Origin of the sequence: Paraburkholderia rhynchosiae, from assembly GCF_002879865.1 — a bacterium.
GTDB lineage: Bacteria > Pseudomonadota > Gammaproteobacteria > Burkholderiales > Burkholderiaceae > Paraburkholderia > Paraburkholderia rhynchosiae.
The window spans coordinates 264,673-285,532 of record NZ_PNXY01000003.1; the positions used below are offsets into that span (position 1 = coordinate 264,673).

The window sequence follows — 20,860 nt, forward strand, 5'->3', positions numbered from 1 at the left end:
CTTTCGGATTTTTTCTCAGCGCGAGTCGCGTCGCGCCGGAAAGGGCTTGCCGGCGCTTAGGCGCGGCTGCGGTACTCGTGCGTACGCGTGTCGATTTCGATCTTGTCGCCGATGCTGCAGAAGAGCGGCACTTGCAGTTCGAAGCCGGTGTTCAGCTTGGCGTTCTTCAGCACCTTGCCCGACGACGTGTCACCCTTGACAGCCGGTTCCGTGTAGATGATCTCGCGGACCAGCGTGGTCGGCAGTTCGACCGAGATGGCCTTCTCGTTGTAGAACACGACTTCGCAAGTCATGCCGTCTTCGAGGTAGTGCATCGCGTCGCCCATCATTTCGGCTTCGACTTCATACTGGTTGTAGTCGGCGTCCATGAACACGTACATCGGGTCGGCGAAGTACGAGTACGTCACTTCCTTGCGCTCGAGCACGACGACGTCGAACTTGTCGTCTGCCTTGTAGACGCTTTCCATGCCTGCGCCGGTCAGCAGGTTCTTGAACTTCATCTTGACGACGGCCGAGTTGCGGCCCGATTTGTTGTATTCGGCCTTTTGCACGACCATTGCGTCTGCGCCGATCATCACGACGTTGCCGGTGCGGAGTTCTTGTGCGGTCTTCATAAAACTGTCCTGTACGAAATAAGTAGCTTCAACTTTTGCTCAACGGCATACGGCGCAAGCGGCTTCGACGTTTCCTGCGCCTTGCGCCGCGCCGCGGCAAGGCGGTCCGGCGAGAAGCGGTGAATGAAGCGTGGTTGGCTTGCTGCGGGGTTCACGGTGGCACTGCCGATGAAGTTGCCGGTGCAGCGCGTTCCGCAATTCCCGCAATCCGTTACCTGCTTTTACCCGATGCGGGCGTGTACACGAGTGGCGCCGATCGGCAACCTGCGTCCTGACGTGCGTCTTTTCGACCTTTCCACCTTTTCCGGATGCCCCCGTTACGTAGACTCAAGTAGCGATTCGGGGCGCCTGATGCCTCGTCGACATCTTTCGCATCTTCCGATGCCGGTAAGGCGGGAAAGCCAGACAAAGCCAGGATTTTTTGCTGCGATCGGGCCGCGCTTGCGTCGTCGGCCGTTGGATAACCGCTTATTTTAACTGAGTTTTTGTGAACAAGGCCAGATTTCCGGCGAGGTCGCCAACTTGCGCGAGTTCGCCGGCCCATTCGGCCGCGCGCCGCTGCAACGCCGGGTGGTGACGGCGCAATGCCGCCCAATCAGGCTCGCCCGCGCCATTCCACGCGTGCCAGAAGCCCGCAAGCGCGGCGCGGGCGTCGGCGGGAAGCGTACGGGCGTAGTGCGCGAGCGCGGCGTCGAGTTTCGGCAGATGGGCGTCGTCGGCTTGCGGGTAGATGTGCCAGACGAAGGGCTTGCCGGCCCACTGCGCGCGCACGAACGAATCTTCGCCGCGCACGAAATTGAGGTCGCTTGCCCACAGCAGCGCGTCGTAGCTGGATTGTTCAGTGAACGGGAGGCCGTGGGCCCTTAAGCCGCCGCACTCCGCATGGGCACCCGCAGAGAAGGACGGCATTCCAAAAAAACGCGCGAGCGCGCCGGAAATGCGGCCTTCCGGCACCAGTAGCACGACCGGCTCGGCGCGGTCGCGCCATTGTTCGAGAAGGCTGTCGACGGCGAGATTTTCGTAGGCAAAGAGCGAGACGACGGTCGCCGCGGCGGGCGGCGGCGCGCGGCCCACGGTTTTCAGCCACCACGCTTCGCGCGCGGCCGGCGACGCCTCGAACGCCGCACGTGCGGCATCCAGATGCCGTTCCTTCAGCACACCGCCGGTGCCCAGTCCGAGCCCTGGAAAAAAGAACGTCTTGACGAGCGGATAACGCGGATGCGGCGACGGTCGCAGATGGAAGTCCGCGACCCAATCCTCGGCGCTCAGATACTCGAGGTTGATCCAGACGGGCGCGCGCTCGCGTCGCGCCATCGCCGACACGTAGACGGGCGGCAGTTCGCAGGCGAACGCCTCGATCACGACGTCGGCGACTTCGAGCGTGTCACCTGCATGCGCCGGCGTGTGCCAATGTTCGACGACAATGCCGCCGACTGTCTGCCGCGCGCGATCCAGTGCGACCGACGGGCACAACTTCTGGAACGCATGCAGATCGTCGACGAATACGCGCACTTGCCAGCCGTGCTCGCTCGCAAGCTGGCGCGCAAGGCGCCAGCAGACGCCGATGTCGCCGAAATTGTCGATCACCGCGCAAAAGATATCGCAGGCAATCGCTGTTGGCGGCGCGGCCGATGGCGCGGCGGATGGGATGGTGGCGGGCGCAGTAGAGGGCATCGGCAAGGCTCGGACGAGCGCGGAATGTTCTAAACTGGCGATTCTAAAGCCCGTTCGACCTTCTCGCGCCGGACTCGTTCGGGCGCCCGACACACTGGGCGAGACCGGGCCAGACCGGGCCAGACGGGGCCAGACGGCGCAACCCGCCCGCGAGACCATTCCATCCAACCGACTCTGCATGACCGAACCCGAAGCAAGCATCGCATTCGAGCCCAAGAAAGTGCTCGTCCAGTTGCCGCATCTGCCCGGCGTCTATCGCTATTACGATACGCACGGCGCGGTGCTGTATGTCGGCAAGGCGCGCGATCTCAAGAAGCGCGTGTCCAGCTATTTCACGAAGACGCTGCTGTCGCCGCGCATCGCGATGATGGTGACGCGCATCGCGCGTATCGAGACGACCGTCACGCGTTCCGAGGCCGAAGCACTGCTGCTGGAAAACAATCTGATCAAGGCGCTCGCGCCGCGCTACAACATTCTGTTTCGCGACGACAAGTCGTATCCGTATCTGAAGCTGACCGGCCATAAGTTTCCGCGCATGGCGTATTACCGCGGCTCGGTGGATCGCAAGAACCAGTACTTTGGGCCGTTTCCGAGCGCTTGGGCGGTGCGCGAAAGCATCCAGATCCTGCAGCGCGTGTTCCAGTTGCGCACCTGTGAGGACTCCGTCTTCAACAACCGCACTCGGCCGTGTCTGTTGCATCAGATCGGCCGCTGCACGGCGCCGTGCGTCGCGAACATCAGCGAAGAGGACTACGCACGCGACGTCGCGAATGCCTCGCGCTTCCTGCTCGGCCGCCAAGGCGAAGTGATGAAGGAACTGGAGGAGAAGATGCACGCGTTCGCGAGCGAGCTGAAGTTCGAGCAGGCTGCCGCGGTGCGCAACCAGATGAGTTCGCTGTCGACGGTGCTGCATCAGCAGGCCATTGAAGTGGGCAGCGATAGCGACGTCGACATTCTTGCGGTCGTTGCGCTGGGCGGGCGCGTCTGCGTGAATCTCGCGATGGTGCGCGGCGGCCGGCATCTTGGCGACAAGGCGTATTTCCCCGCGCACGTGGAAAGCGCGTTGACGGCGGATGAGGGCGGTCTCGAGGACGAGGGCAGCGGTGACATATTGGGCGACATCGCCCCGCATGCGGGCTTGGCCGTCGAGGAAGACGTCAGCAACGATGTGAGCAAGCAGGCGCTATCGTCCGAGGCAGCGGACGCGCTTGCAATCGCGCAAGACTTGCCGCCAGAAGAAGACGGCGAATCCGCCGATGACACCAGCGATGCAACCGAGCCCAACGCGGATTCCGATTCCGATCCGGAGCCGTCGAAGCGGCGCAAAGGCCGCGCGTCGGGCGGCATCGAAGCGGAGGTGCTCGAAGCGTTTATCGCCCAGCATTATCTCGGCAATCGCGTGCCGCCCGTGCTGGTGGTCAGCCACGCGCCGGCCACGCGCGAACTCGTCGACGTGCTGATCGAGCAGGCCGGCCACAAGGTCACCGTGCTGCGCCAGCCGCAAGGCCAACGGCGCGCGTGGCTCGCGATGGCCGAACAGAACGCGCGGCTAGCGCTCGCGCGGCTGCTCTCCGAACAGGGCTCGCAGCAGGCCCGCACGCGCGCGCTCACCGACACGCTCGGCATGGAATGCGACGACCTGGCGCACGTGCGGATCGAATGTTTCGACATCAGCCACACGATGGGCGAGGCGACGCAGGCGTCGTGCGTCGTGTATCACCATCACAAGATGCAGTCGTCGGAATATCGCCGCTACAACATCACCGGCATTACACCCGGCGACGACTACGCGGCGATGCGCCAGGTACTCACGCGCCGCTACGAGAAGATGGTCGCGCAGGCCGCCGCGAACGCCACCGACGAAGCCGCCGAATTGCAAAGCGACGCGGCCGCCGATCCGTCGTTGGCGTCCGAAGCCGCGGAACCTGTCGCGTCGGGCGGCATCTTGCCCACCATCGTGCTGATCGACGGCGGCAAGGGCCAGGTCGAAATCGCGCGGCAGGTGTTCACGGAACTGGGGCTGGACACCAGCATGCTGGTCGGCGTCGCGAAGGGCGAGGGGCGCAAGGTCGGCCTCGAAACCCTGATTTTCGCCGACGGCCGCGCGCCGCTGGAACTCGGCAAGGAAAGCGCCGCGCTGATGCTGGTCGCGCAGATTCGCGACGAAGCGCACCGTTTCGCCATCACCGGCATGCGCGCGAAACGCGGCAAGACGCGTCAGACGTCGCGGCTCGAAGAGCTCGAAGGCGTGGGCGCGAAGCGGCGTCAGCGGCTGCTCGCGCGCTTCGGCGGACTGCGCGGCGTGGTCGCGGCGAGCGTCGAGGATCTAGCGAGCGTCGAAGGCATTTCGCAGGCGCTCGCGGAACAGATCTACCGGCAATTGCACTGATTCGCGGCGCGCGGGTTAGGCCCGTAGCTGGACGCAGCCGCTAAGGTCTTGCCGCAGCACCTTGCACTACGAGCCGGATCCGCTGGCGGACATGCGCACCTGGCCCGGCTTCGCACGCTGGCCCCGCGCGAAGTGACTCGCGCAAGCGGCGCGCGCCTCGCTCCTGCAGCCGCTTTGCTTGTGGCAGGCACTATGACACGGCACAATTGCATCTCTCCCGTCAGACGCTGCGCCTGCCCATGCCGTTTAATTTCCCGATTTTCCTGACCTGGCTGCGGATCGTTCTGATCCCGCTGGTCGTCGGCGTGTTTTATTTGCCCGACATGATGATGAGCCCCGCGCACCGCAATCTCGCGGCGGCCACGATCTTCGTGCTTGCCGCGCTGACCGACTGGTTCGACGGCTACCTTGCCCGCAAGTGGAATCAGACCTCGGCGTTCGGCGCGTTTCTCGATCCGGTCGCGGACAAGCTGATGGTGACCGCCGCCTTGCTCGTGCTCGTGCAGCTCGCGCGAATCGATTCGGCAATCGCGCTCGTGATTGTGGGACGCGAGATCGCGATCTCGGCGCTGCGCGAATGGATGGCGCAGATCGGCGCGTCGAAGAGCGTTGCCGTGAATTCGCTCGGCAAGTTCAAGACCGCTTGCCAGATGGTGGCGATTCCCATGCTGCTGTTCCACGGTCCGCTGTCGTTCGGCGGCGGCGTGGTGATCGACACGCGGACATGGGGCTTGTGGTTGATCTACCTCGCGGCATTCCTGACCATCTGGTCGATGCTCTATTACATGAAGCTCGCGTGGCCGCAAATTCGCGAGCGGGGCGGCGCGGTTTGACCGCCGCGTGCGATTGTGGGAAGCGCTTTGATTGCGATGAAATGTGGCGAACTCGTGAGTGAAATCTGTTCAGTTAAAGAGATTCGCAAAAGGGGTTGACACGTTTCTGTCGTTTCTCCATAATCTCGTTTCTCCGATGCGAGCGGTTCGAAACATCGGTTGCGGTAGAAGCAGGTAGAAGCAAAAAGGCAGCAATAAGCCGGTAAAGCAGTAGATAAGCGGCGGTACATAAGCAGCACTATGCGGGAGTAGCTCAGTTGGTAGAGCGCAACCTTGCCAAGGTTGAGGTCGCGAGTTCGAGCCTCGTCTCCCGCTCCAGATTTTGAAGCAGCGCGTTGTCTAGTGAAGTGGTTTGGCGAAGTAAAACTGCAAGGCGTTGCGAAGCAGTGCAATGCGGGAGTAGCTCAGTTGGTAGAGCGCAACCTTGCCAAGGTTGAGGTCGCGAGTTCGAGCCTCGTCTCCCGCTCCATACATCAGGGGAAGCAGCGCTTCCCTTTTTGTTTGGTGGGCCGATGGTTGGCCATCAAACAAGTCAGCGAATCTGCAGCTAGATTCCGATCCGCTTGCGGCGCGATAGCAAAGCGGTTATGCAGCGGCCTGCAAAGCCGTTTAGGCCGGTTCGACTCCGGCTCGCGCCTCCAGTAGTTGCTGTACAGAAAAGCCCCGACATGTCGGGGCTTTTCTTTTTGCGCTTTCGCAATCAGTTGTGCGCGCGCGCCGGCTCTGCGCCGCACGTCAACGTGAGACGGCGTCGACATGGCGCACAATGCGTGTTTGTTCCTCGCTCCCAAACGTGCATGTACCTACAACTGACCGGCACGAATGTGCGCTTGCTCGGCTCGATGCATCTCTTTCCCGCATCGAGTCGCAGAACGCCGCCCTGGATCGCGCAAGCGTATGACTGGGCTGACATGCTGGTGTTCGAGTCTGACCCGCCGACGATTCTGCCTTTCCTGAAGGCCGATCCTCGCGCTGGCGCGCAACGCCTGCAGCCTCTGCTTTCCGCCGATGCCTGGACTCGCCTGCAAGCGGCATGGCCGAAGGAAGGCCCGTTGGCGCCGTTCGTCGATCTGCGTCCGTGGGCCGCGCTGATCGTTGCGCCCACGCTGTTCCAGCAGGTCGTTGAAGGCGTCGAGCCGCGCATGCTTCGCTCGGCGATTGCGCAGGGCAAACCGTACGGTTACATCGAGACAGCGGGGGAAGTCGCCGCCGCGCTCGAATCGATTCCGCTCGATGCTGTCGGTGCTGCGCTCGCTGTGCTGATGGCCGACCTCGACGAACCGCGACGTACGCTCGAGCGCATGCATGCGGCCTGGCTCGAAGGCGATCTGTCCGCCGTGCATCGCATTGCCGTCGAATCGCCCATGTTCAATCTGCCGGAAATCCGGCGAGCAATACTCGATGCGCGCAATGGCATCTGGGCTGCGCGCCTGAGCGCGTTGCTCGCGCGGCCCGAGCGAACGCTGGTGGTGGTCGGCGCGCTGCATCTATGCGGACCGGGCAACCTGATCGAACGTCTCGCGCAACCTGTCCAACCGGTCGTCACAAGCGAATAGGGAGGCGACGCGCGCGGAACTTACCGAGGCGGGCAAAATTGCACAGGTTAGATGCCGCGAATCGCCACATCACCATCTGCCGTTGCATGAGATGGTTTCAGAGGACGCCATGCATGTGCCACCCACACACGCAGCGATGAAGGCCCGCGTCTGAACACTTAAGTGCGCTGCATATCCTCGATACGTCGCCTGAAGAGCGCTTTGATCGCCTGACACCGCTCGCGAAGCGCCTGTTCAGTGTGCCGACCGCGCTCGTGAGCCTCGTGGACCACGAACAGCAAATGTCGACAAGCCGGCGTCGCTGCTGTTTTTCGATCGGACGATTTCAAGCAGATCAACGACACGCTCGGTGACGCTGAAGGCGATCACGCGCTGAAGACTTTCGCCGACGCGCTGCGCACCGCACCGCACCGCGTGAAAGCGACGTGATCGGACGGCTCGGCGGCGACGAGTTCGTTGCGTTGCTAAGCGACGCGGACTCGGTCGCCAAGCAGGAAGTGACGCAGCGTCTCATGCAGTTGCTTGAAGAGCGCAACGACGAGGCGCAACGCGGCTATGGGATCCGCTATGGCGTCGGCCAGATTCAATACGATGCCGAACGGTACGGTTCCCATTGCCGAGTTGCTTTCCGCAGCCGACGCCGCGATGTACAGCCACGAGCAGGCGTCAAAAGCGCGTGATGGGTTCAACACCGCGGCGCACGGCATAATTGCGTATTCGCCGTCGTCCGTGACGGCGTGCCTCTTTCTGAAAGCCTCTCATGACTGAAACGCAAACCACCGCCGCCTCCAGGCTTGCAGAACTCGAATGGCGTTGGAAGGCATTCGATGACCTTACCAGCGCCGAGGTCTACGCGATGCTCGCCGCGCGCAGCGCCGTCTTCGTGATCGAGCAAAACTGTTTGTACGGCGATATCGACGGCCTCGATCTCGACGCCTGGCATCTGCTTGCATTCGGCGCGGCTCGGGGCGCAACTATAAGCGCAACTACAAGCGTAGCGCGGCCGCCACTAGCCGGCTATCTGCGCGTACTACTACCCGGCGCCGACGACAGCGACATCCGTATCGGACGAGTGCTGACGACCGCGGAATTTCGCGGCATCGGTCTTGGCAATGCGATGCTGGATCGCGCGATCGCGCATATCAGGAAACAGTGGCCTGGTACGCCGATTCGTTTGCATGCGCAGGCGCATCTGCAAGGCTTCTACGGCGCGTTCGGTTTTACGCCGGTGTCCGAGATTCACGAAGAGGACGGCATCCCCCACGTGTGGATGCGTTCGGCCTAAATATCAACAGGCATCAGCGATGGCCTGCCGCAGTCGACGAAGCAGATTTCGCGGCAGCCGCATTGGTTGCGTTGGCAATCTTCGCGCGCTGTTCGCCGCGCAGACGCCCGCGTGCCGAGAGCCGCATCCAGTGACGCAAGGCCACTAGCGCGCCGATCACGCTCATCATCGAACCAGGAATCCACAGCAGCAGCCCGCCGATCTGTTGATCGCGCATCGGGCTCAGCCATGTGAATGCGCGGCCGCAAATCGAATAGATCGGATACAACTCGTGCGGCGTGAAAAAGATGAATGCCCCGAGGATGATCTGCGGCGGAATCGCGGCGATCACCACGAGCACGCGCTTGCCTGGCGACAAACGCGCAGGCGACGCCGGACGCGGATCGAGCACGAGCCACCAGAACAGCAGGCCGTCGATCACCATGCTCCAGTTCATCACGCGATAAAGCCGCCAGTCGAGCATCGCGACGAAATGAACCGGCGACATCAGCCAGAAGTAAATCAGTCCAACGAACAATGTCACCGCGACGACCGGATGCATCACCACGTCGAGCAGCGTGCGAACAAGCGGCGTACGTAGCGCGGGCTGCACGAAACGCTGGCGCCAGCTAAGAGGAATGCCCGCGCGCAATGCCGCGCCCGGATACGACAGCGCGATAAAAAACGGTCCGAGATGATGCAGCACCAGATGCTGCGCGCGATGCATGAAGAACTCATGCTCGAAGAAATAGTCGAGCCGCGTATGCAACGCGACGTACAACGCCACGAGCCCGAACCAGAACGAAACGCGCCGCGCGAGCGACACGTTCGCTTTGCGCGCGCCGCGCACGAACAGGATCGCCGGCAGCAGCAGGGCGATCACGACGGTCGGCGAGAACTCCCAGGGATCGAGCCAGTAGAGCAGGTTCATTGCTGCGGGGTTGCCGGGTTACTTGGTCTGCGCGGGCGATTTGACCGCGAACGGTGTGTCGAGGGTTTCGCCGTCGGAGAACTTCAATCTTAGATGCACCGTGTCGCCCGGCGCGACTTTGTGCTTCGCGTCTTCGAGCATCACGTGATAACCGCCCGGCGCGATGGCGACCTGGCCGTGGGCGGGGACCGTCAGCTTGTCGACCATTACCATTTTCTGCGACGAACCGTTCGAGACCGTCTGATGCAACATCGCGTCGCCGTAATCGCTGCTCGAAATATCGACGAGATCGACTGGCTTGTCACTCGCATTGACGAGCGTCACGTAGCCGGCCGCGGGCAGGTTGTTCGGCAGCCAGCGCACCCATGCATTTTTTGCGGTGATGGTCTGCGCGCCGGCGGCCTGGGCCGAGCTGGCGAAAGCGAGCGAGAGAGTAAGGGCGCCGGCAAAGACAAACAGCGTTCTGCGGTTGGTCGTCATTTGGGTCATCGGTAAAGGTCAGGAGCGTTGATCGACGATACGGCGCAAGTCCTGCGCGATCGCATCGGGCGTGTCGTGATCGGTGGCGAGCAGGCGCGCGCGGCCTCGCGCGTCGAACACGTAGACGGCGGAACTATGGGTGACTTCATAACTACCGTTAGGGTCGCGCTTTTCCATCTGATACGCGACTCGGTAGCGTTTCGCGAGCGACTCGATCTGCCAGTCGGTGCCGGTCAGTCCTTCGGCATGTTGCGGATCGAACGCGCCGACGTAATCTCGCAAAGCCTGCGGCGTGTCGCGCGCGGGATCGACGGTAATGAAGAGGATGCGCACCTTTTGCGCGTCGGGGCCGAGCTTGTCCAGCACCTGCATCAGCCGCCCCATGGTTTCAGGGCAAACGTCCGGGCAATGCGTGTAGCCGAAATAGACGAGCGACGTGCGGCCCTTGAACGATTCGCCGTTGACGGGACGACCGTCGTCGCCGGTCAGCGTGAAATCGAGGTCGGGCAAGTGGCCGGTCACATTGGTCAGATGCCAGGGTTCCGCGCGACTCGTGCAGCCGGTAATCGCAATCAGCGCGATCATCGCGCTCGTTCGTAGCGTCGACGCAAAAAGGCGCGCGCGCCGGGCGCGACGCGATGGGGCAAGATTCGGTTGCAGCCGTCGCAGTGAGATGATCGGGAACAAAGCGGGTGTCAATGACTCGATTGAAGAGCGGCGCGACGCGTTGCGGTTGCTCGCGTCCGCGTGGCCTGCGCCGATTGGCGCCGATTGAGTGCCGTTTTACGTACGGGCTTGCGGTGGCGAGCGGTTCGCGATAGTGGACAAATATCGGCGTAACGCCAATGGCTCGTGTGGCTGCGACTGTATCGCAAAATGGCGGATGGCGTCGCCTGCAGCCCACGCGCGCGCGGTTGGCGAGGCAATTTGACGCACGCGGCTGAAAGCTGCCTGACGCCCGATTGTTCCCGTTTTGAACGTAATGGAGGTAAGCAGGCAGCGAGCGGGCAGCAAGCGCGCCGCCACCGGGCTTACGCGCTGCCCGGCCGCTCTTGTGGCCTGGCTTACTTTCTCGAAAAATCGACGGATGCGCGGTAAGATGCGCACACTTTTCCGGCTGCAAAAGGCCGAAAGGCAAATTACGCGATGCAAGCACTTCCGGGTTTCCTGTCTCCGAGCGAGACGGCATTTTTCTTCGATTTCGACGGTACGCTCGTTGAACTCGCGCCCACGCCGGACGGCGTGCTGGTGCAACCTCGCGTCATCGAACTGCTAGGCGAATTGCGGCGTTTGACGAATGGCGCGGTCGCGGTGGTATCGGGGCGTGGCATTGACAGTATCGATGCTTTTCTCGGCATGCCCGACCTGCCGATTGCGGGTCTCCATGGCGCCGAGCGACGCGACGCGAACGGCGACACGCAGCGCATCGGCTTTCATGACGAGCGGCTTCTGCGCATGGAGCAGGCGCTGGCTGACGTGGTCAATGCGAATCCCGGCCTGCTGCTTGAAATCAAGGGTGCAGCCGTCGCGCTGCACTACCGCAACGCGCCGGACCGCGAGCCGGTGGCGCGTGAGGCGACCCAGCGGCTGGTCGCAGACTACCCGAACTCGTACGTGCTGCAGCCGGGCAAGATGGTCTACGAAATCAAGCCGAAGGATGTCGACAAAGGCCGTGCGATGCGCGCGTTCCTCGACGAGCCGCCCTTCGTCGGTCGCATGCCGGTTTTTGCTGGCGACGACCTGACCGACGAGAAGGGCTTTGCCGTCGTCAACGAGCGCGACGGGCTGTCCATCAAAGTCGGCGTGGGCGAGTCCACGGCGCGCGCGCGTATCGAGTCGGTGTCCGCGCTGCTCGACTGGCTGGAGACGGTGGTTGCGGCGGCGCGTGCCGCATGACGGCCACAGCGTCGAATTCACAAAGTATTGCAACAACAACGTATTGCATCGGGGACCGCGTGTCATGAGCCGACTGATTATCGTTTCGAACCGGGTCGCGCCGATCTCGGAGGGCGGTCCGGCGGCGGGCGGTCTCGCGGTCGGCGTGTATGACGCGCTGAAGGAAACCGGCGGCATGTGGTTCGGCTGGAGCGGCGACGTGCTGAGTTCGGGCCAGCCGCAGATCAAGGTCGAAGAGCGCGGCCCCGTGACTTTCGCAACGATTGCGTTGATGCGCCGCGATTACGACCAGTACTATCGCGGCTTCTCGAATGCCACGCTGTGGCCGGCGTTTCATTACCGCGCGGATCTGCTGCACTACGACCGTCACGACTTCGAAGGCTACTGCCGCGTCAACGCGTGGCTCGCGCAGCAACTCGTGCCGCTGCTGCGCGAGGAGGACGTCATCTGGGTCCACGACTATCACCTGATTCCGTTCGCCCAGGCGTTGCGCGCGGCGGGCGTGAAGAATCGGATCGGCTTTTTCCTGCATATTCCGTTTCCGGCTTCGCAAGTGCTGCTGGCGGTGCCGCCGCATCGGGAACTGGTCGAAGCCTTGTGTTCATTCGATCTGCTGGGCTTCCAGACCGCGCCCGATCTGCGCGCGTTTTGCGATTACATCGTCAACGAGGCGAACGGCACGGTCGACGCATCGTCCGGCGGCCCGCTTGCCATCCATGCGTTTGGTCATACGTTGCATGCCGCGGCTTACCCGATCGGCGTCTATCCGGACGAGATCGCCGAACTCGCGAAAGCGGGCGAACGCGGCAAGCCGGTCCGCACGATGAAGGCGACGCTGCATTCGCGCAAGCTGATCATGAGCGTGGACCGGCTCGACTATTCGAAGGGACTGGTCGAGCGTTTCCGCGCGTTCGAACGTCTGCTCGAACATGCCACCGCGCAGCGCAACAAGGTGTCGTTCCTGCAGATCGCTCCGCCTACGCGCGCGGACCTGCACGCCTATCAGGACATCCGCTTGCAGCTGGAAGGCGAGTCGGGCCGCATCAACGGGCGTTTTGCAGAGCTCGACTGGACGCCGATTCTCTACATTCACAAGCAATACGAACGCTCGGTGCTCGCCGCGCTGTTTCGTACGGCGCACGTCGGCTATGTGACGCCGCTGCGCGACGGCATGAACCTCGTTGCGAAGGAATACGTGTCGGCGCAGGACCCGGAGAATCCGGGCGTGCTCGTGCTGTCGCGCTTCGCGGGCGCTGCCCAGGAACTGGATGGCGCGCTGATCGTGAATCCGGTCGACATTGATGGTATGGCCGATGCGCTCGCCCGCGCGCTCGACATGCCGCTCGCGGAGCGCCAGGCGCGTCATCGGGACATGATGGCGCAATTGCGCGAGAACAACGTGTCGGTGTGGCGCGATAACTTCATGCGCGATCTGCAGAGCGCCTCTGGTGCAACGCGCACCAGAGGCGGGCGTGCGCGTGCCGCATCGGGGAAGAAAACCGCGCGCGAGGTTCTCGTCAGCTAACCGTCGGCTAACCGCTTATGGGCGCTGCCGCATCAGACTGACCTGGAAAATGAAAAAGCCGCTCGAAGCGGCTTTTTTGTTGTTCAGTCCGCGCCGCGTCCCGTGCGCGGACTGGATCGCATCTCACATCACGTGCTGTTCGTCGACCTTCTTGCCGCCCACATGCAGCGTGGTGCCCTTGCCATATTGCTTGGAGAGCAGGTCGCGATAGAGGCCGGGGCGCTGACGCAGCTCTTCGGGGCTGCCGTCGTCGATGACCTTGCCCGCGCTCATCACGATGATCCGGTCGAAGTTGTTCAGCGTCGACAGCCGGTGCGCAATCGCGATCACCGTGCGGCCCACCATCAGCCGGTCGAGCGCTTTCTGGATCGCTTCTTCCGAGGCGCTGTCGAGCGCGGACGTGGCTTCGTCGAGCAGCAGAATCGGCGCGTTCTTCAGAATGGCGCGCGCAATGGCGATCCGCTGACGCTGGCCGCCCGACAGCTTCACGCCGCGATCGCCGACAATCGTATCGAAGCCTTCCGGCATCGCCTCGATGAAGTCGGTGCAACGTGCCTCGCGTGCCGCGGCCAGGACTTCCTCGCGGCTTGCTTCGGGACGTCCATAGGCAATGTTCTCGTACACCGTGCGATGGAACAGCGAAATGTCTTGCGGCACCAGCGCGATCGTATGGCGCAGGCTGTCTTGCGTGATTGTGGCGATGTCCTGGCCGTCGATCTTGATCGCGCCGCCTTGCGTTTCATAGAAACGCTGCAGCAAGGCGAGCACAGTCGACTTGCCCGCACCCGACTTGCCGATGAGCCCAACGCGCTGGCCCGGTTCGATATGCAGATCGAAATGATCGAGAATTGGCCGGCGGCGCGGGTACGCAAACGTCACGCCTTCGAAATCGACGCGCCCGCCTTGCGGCACCAGTTCGCTCGCGCCGTCGCGGTCGGGCATGCCATGCGGCTCGAGCAGCGTGCGCACGGCTTCCGCGAGACGCGCCACGTGCTGCGTGACATCCACCAGCGCAACGGCCAGGTCGCGCGTGCCGTGCAGAATGGTGAAGCCGAGCGAGCTGACGAGCACGATGTCGCCGGAGGTCGCTTTGCCTTGATCCCACAGTACGAGCGCCCAGCCAAGCAAACCCGCCGACAGCAGCGCGGTGATCACCGCATGCAGCAGGCGCAGCTTTTCCAGATACAGCAGGCTTTGCTGGCGCGCGTCCATCTCGGCCTTGACCGTCGCGCCGAAGCGCTGCTGCTCGCGAAACGTCATGCCGAACGCGCGCACGAGGCCCATATTGCTGATCACGTCGACCAGTTCGCCGTCCACCGAGGCCGCTTTGGTCGCGAAATGGTGATGACGCGCGGAACCGCGGCCGGCAAGCTTGTACAGCACAACCGACAGAATGGCCGAGCACAGCATCAGGCCGCCCGCCATCAGCGGATTGACCGCGATGATCATGACGATTGCGCCGAGCACCGCGATGCACGGCGGCAGCACGTTCCAGGCGGTGGTGTTCTCGGCGGTGTAGACGGCGTTCGAGGTCGCGGTAATCCGGCTCGCCAGCATGCCGGGCTGTTTCTCGGAGTAGTAGGTCGGCGAATGTCCGCTCAGATACTGGAAAAGGTCGCGCCGCAAGTCGCCCGTCACGGCGACGAACGTGTGCGCGGCGACCCAGCCGCCGACCCGCCATAGCAGGTTGTCCGCAGCGATCAGCCCGACGAGGATCGCAAATGCGCCCCACAGCGGACCGGGATGATGCCGGCCTGCGCCGAGCACGTCGATCAGGTGCTTGATCGCGTATTGCGAAGCGAGCGCACAGCCCACGGCCGCTATCACACTGCCGAGTACGATCGCGTGGGCGAGCGGATGGCGGCGGATAAAGCGAAAAAGAAACGCAAGCGGCCTATGCGCATAGCTCGCTAGCTTTGCGTTCTCGGCGTTACGCTGGGCAATGGTCAAATGTTCCAATTGATCGTGAGGTTGGTGTGGTTCGGGGGTGTGCATGCAAAGCCTGGGCCACGCGAAAAGTTCGCGGCGAAGCCAATGCTTCGCATTGTAAACATGCAAAAGCGATTGCGCCCTGTGTATCCGGGCCTTTGGCGCGATGATTTCGCGATGGACATCCGCGATGTACTCTTGCTCGACCCACCGCGCTGGCGGCGGTTCACGCGGATCGCGGATTATTTCGGGATATAATTACAAATTGCATTCAGCCGGGTGCTGGAGTCTCTTCAACGTATGCCGGCAAGGTTGACGCAGCCCACCTACCAGGGGCCACCGGGCGAGCCAGGGCCGGCCGCTGTCGTCAGCCAGTTGTCACTTTAGAACTGTCTTGCAAAACAAGGGTTTGCAAAGTGTATCCCCCTTGTAACAACGTAAAGACTTTGAAATGTTGTGGTGCAGCGAGAATGCCGGCATCGATAATGCATGCGCTCTATGTCCCGCCGAAATTTCTGACAGTTTGTCAACGTCGGTGACGTTTGTGCGTTTACCGCACAGGCGCGGACGGTGATCGTCGTCTGGGCTTTTAACCTGAAGCGATCCATCGCAGGATTTCTCGAAAGAATCAGGCCCGCGCCGGTATGTCCGGCCCGACTGCCCTGGCGAGCAAGCGAGTCGCTTTTACCAAACGCAGTACTTTTGCCGGTTTTTTACGAGGAGTTCTTCATTATGCGAATCGCTCAAATCGCTCCGTTGCACGAGGCGGTTCCTCCCAAGCTGTATGGTGGTACGGAACGGGTGGTGTCCTATCTGACCGAAGCGCTGGTCGAACAGGGCCACGACGTCACGCTCTTTGCGAGCGGCGATTCACAAACCTCGGCAAAGCTCGAAGCGTTCTGGCCGCAAGCGCTGCGCCTGGACCCGACCATCCGCGACGTGATGGCGCCGCACATGCTGCTGCTTGAAGAAGTGCGCCGCCGCGCGGACGAATTCGATGTACTGCATTTCCATATCGACTACTACCCGTTCTCGCTGTTCGCGCGCCAACCGGTGCCGTTCGTGACCACGTTGCACGGCCGTCTCGATCTGCCCGAACTGCAGCCGATCTTCAACACGTTCAACGACGTGCCGGTGGTGTCGATCTCGGACAACCAGCGCATTCCGCTGCCGCAGGCGCACTGGCTGCAAACCGTTTATCACGGCCTGCCGGAAAACCTGCTCACGCCGATCAAGGACGTCAAGCCGGGCTATCTCGCGTTCCTCGGCCGTATCTCGCCGGAAAAGCGTCTGGACACGGCAATCCGCATCGCCCAGCAAGCCGGCATGCCGATCAAGGTGGCCGCCAAGCTCGACAAAGCCGACCGCGCGTATTACGACGAAGTCATCAAGCCGCTCATGTCGCTGCCGCACGTCGAATACATCGGCGAAATCAGCGAAGCGGAAAAGACCGAGTTCCTCGGTAACGCGCACGCGCTGCTGTTCCCGATCGACTGGCCTGAGCCCTTCGGTCTCGTGATGATCGAGGCGATGGCTTGCGGTACGCCGGTGATCGCGTTCAACCGCGGTTCGGTGCCTGAAGTGATCGAAAACGGCGTGTCGGGTTTTGTCGTCGAAGACGAAATCAGCGCGGTCGCGGCGGTCAAGCGCCTGCATACGCTGCCGCGCGAAACGGTGCGCAAGGCATTCGAAGCGCGCTTCTCCTCGAAGGTGATGGCGCAGAACTACGTCGCCACGTACGAAGAGCTGCTGCGTCGGAAGCACCGTACCGTGCTGCGCGAAGTCAACGCGAACTAAGTGTGAGCCAGGCCGGAAAGTCCCGGTCCAGGCAGATAGCTGGCTGAACAAGGCCGCCTTAGGCGCTTCCGCAGCCACCAGCAACGCCCCGCGCGCAAGCCGCTCGCGGGGCGTTGTTGCATGCGCGCCGCGTTTTTCGCGTTCTGCGATGGAAAGTGGTGGTTTCGGGCCCGCCGGAGCGAGCCGCTCTTCGTAATATCCCTATAATGGCCGTGCCGCGAATTTGGCTGCGGCGCCGCCGACGACAGGAGGATGCCTTGCCGAGAACGAAAGAGACGCGTGCGAATGCCGCGCCTGGCGCCGGAACGATTTTCGCGTTGCGCGCTATCGGTCTCGTGCTTCTCGCCCGCTGGCTGTTTTCGATGTCCGACATGGATCTGGGCGCGTCGTTATCGGCCATGGCGTCCTCGCCCTGGGCGTGCGTCAACCTTGTCTTCCTGTTCCTGCTGATTTTTCTGCCGGGCGCGCGCGCGGTTGCCGAGCGTCCTTTTCATCCGCTGCCGCAATGGTTGCGGCAAACGCTGCGTCTCTTTGCGTTCCTCGGGTTTATCTTCGCGGTGTGGTCGGTCGGCGCGTTTGTGGCGAGCGCCGGCTGGCGCCGTGCCGCGCAAGCGGTGGCGGCGACCAACGGCTGGTTGCTAGCGGCGCCGGCGCTGTATGCGGCCGTTCTGTGGATCTGTCGTCCGCGTGCGCTTTGGCGCACCAACATCGCCGCGCGCCGCTTTGCGATTGGCCGTTATGCAGTCTCGCTCGATCCGCTCACGCGCACTGTGAGCGTGTGGGCAGAGCGTCGCAAGGTGGGGCAGTACGATGCACGGGAGCTGTCCGTGCGTTGGGCGGACGGTCCAGGCACGCGCCCTGCGCCGCCGCCCGCACCGGTGGTCGCGTTCGGCGCAGCCGGCGCGGCGGGTGATACGGCAGCTTCGGCTACGCCGTCACGCTCGCCTGGCGCTCCGTCGCTGGCTCGCGCCACATTCGGCCGGCGTCCGAAGATCGAATTGCTGTGGGACTCACCGGCTGCGGCGGGCCACAACCGGCAAACCGTATTTAGCACCGCGCTGACGACTGAAGGCGATCGCGTCGCCGCACGCGCGCTCGATACCACGCTGCGGCAAGTCTGAGCCAGGCGCTTTGTGTCGTCGGGCACATGCGGTGACCGACACGCACGTTGTAAAGTAAGCCGTAGTCGATAATGAAATAAAGATGCCGCCCGCGCTTGACGGCGGGCGAGTGAGACAACAATCGATGGTGCCGCGTCGTTCGCAGGAGTCGCTATGCTGGTTCGCTGGTTGCTTGCCGCCCTCCATTTGCTTGCTTATGGCTTTGCCCTTGCGTCGATTCTCCGACGCACCTGGGCGCTGCGCCGCGCGACGGTGCCTGCCGCGTTGCGCTCCGTATTCCGGGCGGATACGCGGTGGGGCCTCTCTGCGTTGGTGCTGATCGTCACCGGCTTGATGCGCGTGTTCGGTAGTTACGAAAAGGGCGCCGACTACTATCTCCACGAGCCGCTCTTTCACGTCAAGATGACGCTGCTCGTGCTAATTCTCGCGCTTGAAGTACCGTCGATGCTCGCATTGATGCGCTGGCGCGCGGCAGTGCGAAAAGGCGCCGTGCCGGAGTTGCGCAACGCGCGCCGGTATGCGCACTTGAGCGTGATTCAAACTGTCTTGCTCGTGTTGATGGTGTTCGCCGCGACCGGAATGGCGCGCGGTATCGGATTGCCCTCGGGCGTGGTTTGACCGCGCGGCGCGCCACCAGAAAGTGCCTTTAATAAAGGCCTATTCCGCGTGACGCGCCATATCTTCACCGTCCTTACTTCCCGACCAGCAAGCTTGAATCGTCCGTAACGTGGGTGCGCATGCGTGTTGCTCCGTGCATTGCCGGTGGCTCGCTCAAGCCCTTGATCAACTCCAGCGCCTGACGTTCGAACAGGCGCCGGTACAGTCCGTTCTCGAGGCCGATCAGCGTTTCGTGACTGCCTTCTTCGATGACCTTGCCTTTGTCGAGCACCAGTAATCTGTCGAGCGCGCGCACGGTCGAAAGTCGGTGCGCGACCACGAGCGTCGTGCGTCCCAACATCAGCCGCTCCATGGCCTGCTGGATGAGCACCTCGCTTTCGCTGTCTAGGCTCGACGTCGCTTCGTCGAGAATCAGGATCGGGGCGTCGGCGAGAAAGGCCCGCGCGATCGCCACGCGTTGACGTTCGCCGCCCGAGAGCTTGATGCCGCGCTCGCCGACCAGCGTCTCATAACCGTGGGGCAACGCGCTGATGAACTCATGCGCGTTCGCGAGCCGCGCGGCGCGCTCGATCTCGGCATGGCTTGCGCCCGGTCGCGCATACGCGATGTTCTCCGCCAGCGAGCGGTGAAACAGCACCGGCTCTTGCTGCACGATTGCAAGCTGGCTGCGCAACGACGCTTGCTTCACCTGCGCGATGTCCTGACCGTCGATCGTGATGCGGCCTTCGGACACATCATAGAGACGCTGGATCAGCTTGATGAATGTCGTCTTGCCGGACCCCGAATGGCCGACCAGTCCAACGCGTTCTCCAGGCGCGATGCGCACGGAGAAGTCGTGGTAGAGCGGTGTGGCGTTCGCACCGTAGTGAAACGTCACATGCTCAAAACGGATCTCGCCTTTGCCGATGGCGATCGGGCCGGCACCCGGACGATCCTCGATGCCGAGCGGCTGGCGCTCCAGGGAGACGAGCTCTTCCATGTCGTTGACGGAGCGCTGCAAGTTGCGGATGTGCATGCCGACCTCGCGCAGATAGCCTTGCAGCATGAAGAACATCGTCAACGCGAACGTGATATCGCCGACGCCCGCCTCGCCGCGCAGCCACAACACCAGTGCGGCGCCGAGAATGGCGGTCTGAATCGCGACCAGCATGGCGCCCTGCACGCCGCCGTTGATGGTGCCGCGAATCCACGTGCGCCGCGTGCGGTCCCGCCATTTGCCGATCACGCGCGCAAGCAGCAGTTCTTCGCGTTCTTCTGCGCCGAAGGCCTTCACCACGCCGTTACAGCTGACTGCGTCCGCGAGCGCACCGCCCATGCGCGTGTCCCACGCGTTGGCGAGGCGTGCGGCCGGCGCAACGAAGCCAAGCGATAGCGCCACGGTCACCGCGATATACAGCACGGAGCCGATCCCGACCACCGCGCCCATCATCGGCCAGCGCCAGCCGAGCAACAGCGTTGCGCCCACCAGCATGATTAGCGACGGAAACAACGCGATCAGCAGCGTGTCGTTGAGCAGGTCGAGCGCCCACATGCCGCGCGTGATCTTACGCACCGTGGAGCCGGCGAAGCTGTTGGCGTGCCAGTCGGTCGAAAAGCGTTGAACGCGGTGAAACGCGTTGGCGGCGATCTCGCTCATCATCTTCAGCGTCAGTTTGATGATGTTGAAGTACATGCATTGCCGCAGCAAAGTCGCGCTGAGTCCCAGCGCACCGAGCACGCAGAAGGCCGTAATGGCGGCATGCCATGCGCTTGCACGTGCGGTCGCGCCGGAGGCGATCGCATCGACGAGGCGGCCCGCGAACATCGGCGTGAGCACATCCGCTACCGCCGAGAGCATGACGAGCGTTGCAATGACGACGATGCGCCACGGCTGCTGCGCCCAGTGATGGAAGGTAAAGCCGAGGACGTCCTTGAAGGCTTGTCCGCGAAAGTCGAGTCTTTTTCTGGTCATTTGCGACAACCCGGTAGCGCAGATGCGCACCGGGGTTCCAGTCAGAGGCGAAAGGAACAGACAGTCGAAGCGCGCCATGAGACGGCGACAACACTTCGGGCGATAACGCTGCGAGGCTGAGCTGCGGACTGTCTGGAATTGCGCGGGACGCCTGTTCAGGCTGAACCGCGTGAGCGACGAGTCAACGTCGCGAGACCATGTGAGGGACGGCGATACGCATTGCGAACATGTGGCGCCTCCCTGTGGTCGATGAGGTAGAGAAAGTAGATAGGGCGAATGCCC

At 62.8% G+C, this 20,860-nt stretch carries 18 protein-coding genes and 3 tRNA genes; 14 read left to right on the top strand and 7 right to left on the bottom strand.

Going from position 1 to position 20,860, the window contains the following annotated elements:
• Nucleotides 1-56 precede the first annotated feature (56 nt).
• Nucleotides 57-614, bottom strand: coding sequence for an elongation factor P (gene efp, locus C0Z16_RS05910; RefSeq protein ID WP_102631242.1), 558 nt, complete (start codon nt 612-614; stop codon nt 57-59).
• A 468-nt stretch (nt 615-1,082) separates the two neighbouring features.
• Nucleotides 1,083-2,288, bottom strand: coding sequence for an elongation factor P maturation arginine rhamnosyltransferase EarP (earP, locus tag C0Z16_RS05915; RefSeq protein WP_102631243.1), 1,206 nt, complete (start codon nt 2,286-2,288; stop codon nt 1,083-1,085).
• A gap of 178 nt (nt 2,289-2,466) precedes the next feature.
• Here earP and uvrC point away from each other — a divergent pair, with 178 nt between their 5' ends.
• The 9 genes from uvrC to C0Z16_RS05955 all read left to right on the top strand — a co-directional run bounded on the left by uvrC (nt 2,467) and on the right by C0Z16_RS05955 (nt 8,351).
• Complete coding sequence (gene uvrC, locus C0Z16_RS05920) at nt 2,467-4,677, top strand: excinuclease ABC subunit UvrC (protein ID WP_102631244.1); 2,211 nt, start codon at nt 2,467-2,469, stop codon at nt 4,675-4,677.
• A gap of 239 nt (nt 4,678-4,916) precedes the next feature.
• The gene (pgsA, locus tag C0Z16_RS05925) at nt 4,917-5,510 is read left to right on the top strand and encodes a CDP-diacylglycerol--glycerol-3-phosphate 3-phosphatidyltransferase (RefSeq protein ID WP_102631245.1); all 594 of its coding nucleotides are present in this window, start codon (nt 4,917-4,919) and stop codon (nt 5,508-5,510) included.
• Between the two features lie 242 nt (nt 5,511-5,752).
• Nucleotides 5,753-5,828: transfer RNA gene (locus tag C0Z16_RS05930), tRNA-Gly, on the top strand.
• 75 nt (nt 5,829-5,903) lie between these two features.
• Nucleotides 5,904-5,979, top strand: a tRNA-Gly gene (locus tag C0Z16_RS05935).
• 98 nt (nt 5,980-6,077) lie between these two features.
• Nucleotides 6,078-6,151: transfer RNA gene (locus tag C0Z16_RS05940), tRNA-Cys, on the top strand.
• Nucleotides 6,152-6,307: 156 nt separating this feature from the next.
• Nucleotides 6,308-7,066: a TraB/GumN family protein gene (locus tag C0Z16_RS05945; RefSeq protein WP_102631246.1), complete on the top strand. Its 759-nt coding sequence runs from the start codon at nt 6,308-6,310 to the stop codon at nt 7,064-7,066.
• 333 nt (nt 7,067-7,399) lie between these two features.
• Entirely contained in the window at nt 7,400-7,495 is a 96-nt protein-coding gene (locus C0Z16_RS39305) for a hypothetical protein (RefSeq protein WP_279635051.1), read from the top strand.
• A complete protein-coding gene (locus C0Z16_RS38640) occupies nt 7,492-7,746 on the top strand; it encodes a nucleotidyl cyclase domain-containing protein (RefSeq protein WP_244973303.1) in 255 nt (84 codons plus the stop codon). The genes C0Z16_RS39305 and C0Z16_RS38640 overlap by 4 nt, the downstream gene beginning before the upstream one ends.
• 80 nt (nt 7,747-7,826) lie before the next feature.
• Entirely contained in the window at nt 7,827-8,351 is a 525-nt protein-coding gene (locus tag C0Z16_RS05955; RefSeq protein WP_102631247.1) for a GNAT family N-acetyltransferase, read from the top strand.
• A gap of 13 nt (nt 8,352-8,364) precedes the next feature.
• Here the strand turns inward: C0Z16_RS05955 and C0Z16_RS05960 are convergent, their stop codons facing one another.
• From C0Z16_RS05960 to C0Z16_RS05970, 3 genes are read right to left on the bottom strand one after another with little or no spacing between them, the layout of a single operon-like run.
• On the bottom strand, nt 8,365-9,261 hold the full coding sequence (locus tag C0Z16_RS05960) for a cytochrome c oxidase assembly protein (RefSeq protein WP_102631248.1): 897 nt from the start codon (nt 9,259-9,261) through the stop codon (nt 8,365-8,367).
• Nucleotides 9,262-9,279: 18 nt separating this feature from the next.
• Nucleotides 9,280-9,750 (bottom strand): copper chaperone PCu(A)C, encoded by a 471-nt coding sequence (locus C0Z16_RS05965; protein WP_102631249.1) that lies wholly within the window; start codon nt 9,748-9,750, stop codon nt 9,280-9,282.
• A gap of 9 nt (nt 9,751-9,759) precedes the next feature.
• Nucleotides 9,760-10,428 carry an SCO family protein gene (locus C0Z16_RS05970; RefSeq protein WP_407070653.1) on the bottom strand — a complete coding sequence of 223 codons (669 nt, stop codon included), beginning with the start codon at nt 10,426-10,428 and terminating at the stop codon, nt 9,760-9,762.
• Between the two features lie 459 nt (nt 10,429-10,887).
• Here C0Z16_RS05970 and otsB point away from each other — a divergent pair, with 459 nt between their 5' ends.
• Together otsB and otsA are read left to right on the top strand one after the other, a co-directional pair.
• Complete coding sequence (gene otsB, locus C0Z16_RS05975; protein WP_102631251.1) at nt 10,888-11,637, top strand: trehalose-phosphatase; 750 nt, start codon at nt 10,888-10,890, stop codon at nt 11,635-11,637.
• 64 nt (nt 11,638-11,701) lie between these two features.
• Nucleotides 11,702-13,162: an alpha,alpha-trehalose-phosphate synthase (UDP-forming) gene (gene otsA / locus C0Z16_RS05980; protein ID WP_102631357.1), complete on the top strand. Its 1,461-nt coding sequence runs from the start codon at nt 11,702-11,704 to the stop codon at nt 13,160-13,162.
• Nucleotides 13,163-13,285: 123 nt separating this feature from the next.
• Here otsA and C0Z16_RS05985 read toward each other — a convergent pair whose 3' ends face one another.
• Entirely contained in the window at nt 13,286-15,157 is a 1,872-nt protein-coding gene (locus C0Z16_RS05985; RefSeq protein ID WP_175130614.1) for an ABC transporter ATP-binding protein, read from the bottom strand.
• 666 nt (nt 15,158-15,823) lie between these two features.
• Between C0Z16_RS05985 and C0Z16_RS05995 the strand changes: the two genes are divergently transcribed.
• The 3 genes from C0Z16_RS05995 to C0Z16_RS06005 all read left to right on the top strand — a co-directional run bounded on the left by C0Z16_RS05995 (nt 15,824) and on the right by C0Z16_RS06005 (nt 18,627).
• Nucleotides 15,824-16,888, top strand: a complete 1,065-nt coding sequence (locus C0Z16_RS05995) for a glycosyltransferase family 4 protein (protein ID WP_102631358.1) — start codon at nt 15,824-15,826, stop codon at nt 16,886-16,888.
• A 257-nt stretch (nt 16,889-17,145) separates the two neighbouring features.
• Nucleotides 17,146-18,009, top strand: a complete 864-nt coding sequence (locus tag C0Z16_RS06000; RefSeq protein ID WP_102631359.1) for a hypothetical protein — start codon at nt 17,146-17,148, stop codon at nt 18,007-18,009.
• Nucleotides 18,010-18,162: 153 nt separating this feature from the next.
• Nucleotides 18,163-18,627 carry a DUF2214 family protein gene (locus tag C0Z16_RS06005; RefSeq protein ID WP_102631254.1) on the top strand — a complete coding sequence of 155 codons (465 nt, stop codon included), beginning with the start codon at nt 18,163-18,165 and terminating at the stop codon, nt 18,625-18,627.
• Nucleotides 18,628-18,700: 73 nt separating this feature from the next.
• Here the strand turns inward: C0Z16_RS06005 and C0Z16_RS06010 are convergent, their stop codons facing one another.
• A complete protein-coding gene (locus tag C0Z16_RS06010) occupies nt 18,701-20,578 on the bottom strand; it encodes an ABC transporter ATP-binding protein (RefSeq protein ID WP_102631360.1) in 1,878 nt (625 codons plus the stop codon).
• Nucleotides 20,579-20,860: the final 282 nt, after the last annotated feature.

Excerpts from the sequence above, each read along its gene's own strand:
- otsB (WP_102631251.1), top strand. The coding sequence starts at position 10,888 with ATGCAAGCACTTCCGGGTTTCCTGTCTCCGAGCGAGACGGCATTTTTC.
- efp (WP_102631242.1), bottom strand. The coding sequence starts at position 614 with ATGAAGACCGCACAAGAACTCCGCACCGGCAACGTCGTGATGATCGGC.
- pgsA (WP_102631245.1), top strand. The coding sequence starts at position 4,917 with ATGCCGTTTAATTTCCCGATTTTCCTGACCTGGCTGCGGATCGTTCTG.
- C0Z16_RS06010 (WP_102631360.1), bottom strand. The coding sequence starts at position 20,578 with ATGACCAGAAAAAGACTCGACTTTCGCGGACAAGCCTTCAAGGACGTC.
- C0Z16_RS05960 (WP_102631248.1), bottom strand. The coding sequence starts at position 9,261 with ATGAACCTGCTCTACTGGCTCGATCCCTGGGAGTTCTCGCCGACCGTC.
- otsA (WP_102631357.1), top strand. The coding sequence starts at position 11,702 with ATGAGCCGACTGATTATCGTTTCGAACCGGGTCGCGCCGATCTCGGAG.
- C0Z16_RS05985 (WP_175130614.1), bottom strand. The coding sequence starts at position 15,157 with ATGCACACCCCCGAACCACACCAACCTCACGATCAATTGGAACATTTG.
- C0Z16_RS05995 (WP_102631358.1), top strand. The coding sequence starts at position 15,824 with ATGCGAATCGCTCAAATCGCTCCGTTGCACGAGGCGGTTCCTCCCAAG.
- earP (WP_102631243.1), bottom strand. The coding sequence starts at position 2,288 with ATGCCCTCTACTGCGCCCGCCACCATCCCATCCGCCGCGCCATCGGCC.
- C0Z16_RS06005 (WP_102631254.1), top strand. The coding sequence starts at position 18,163 with ATGCTGGTTCGCTGGTTGCTTGCCGCCCTCCATTTGCTTGCTTATGGC.
- C0Z16_RS05955 (WP_102631247.1), top strand. The coding sequence starts at position 7,827 with ATGACTGAAACGCAAACCACCGCCGCCTCCAGGCTTGCAGAACTCGAA.
- uvrC (WP_102631244.1), top strand. The coding sequence starts at position 2,467 with ATGACCGAACCCGAAGCAAGCATCGCATTCGAGCCCAAGAAAGTGCTC.
- C0Z16_RS05945 (WP_102631246.1), top strand. The coding sequence starts at position 6,308 with ATGTACCTACAACTGACCGGCACGAATGTGCGCTTGCTCGGCTCGATG.
- C0Z16_RS05965 (WP_102631249.1), bottom strand. The coding sequence starts at position 9,750 with ATGACCCAAATGACGACCAACCGCAGAACGCTGTTTGTCTTTGCCGGC.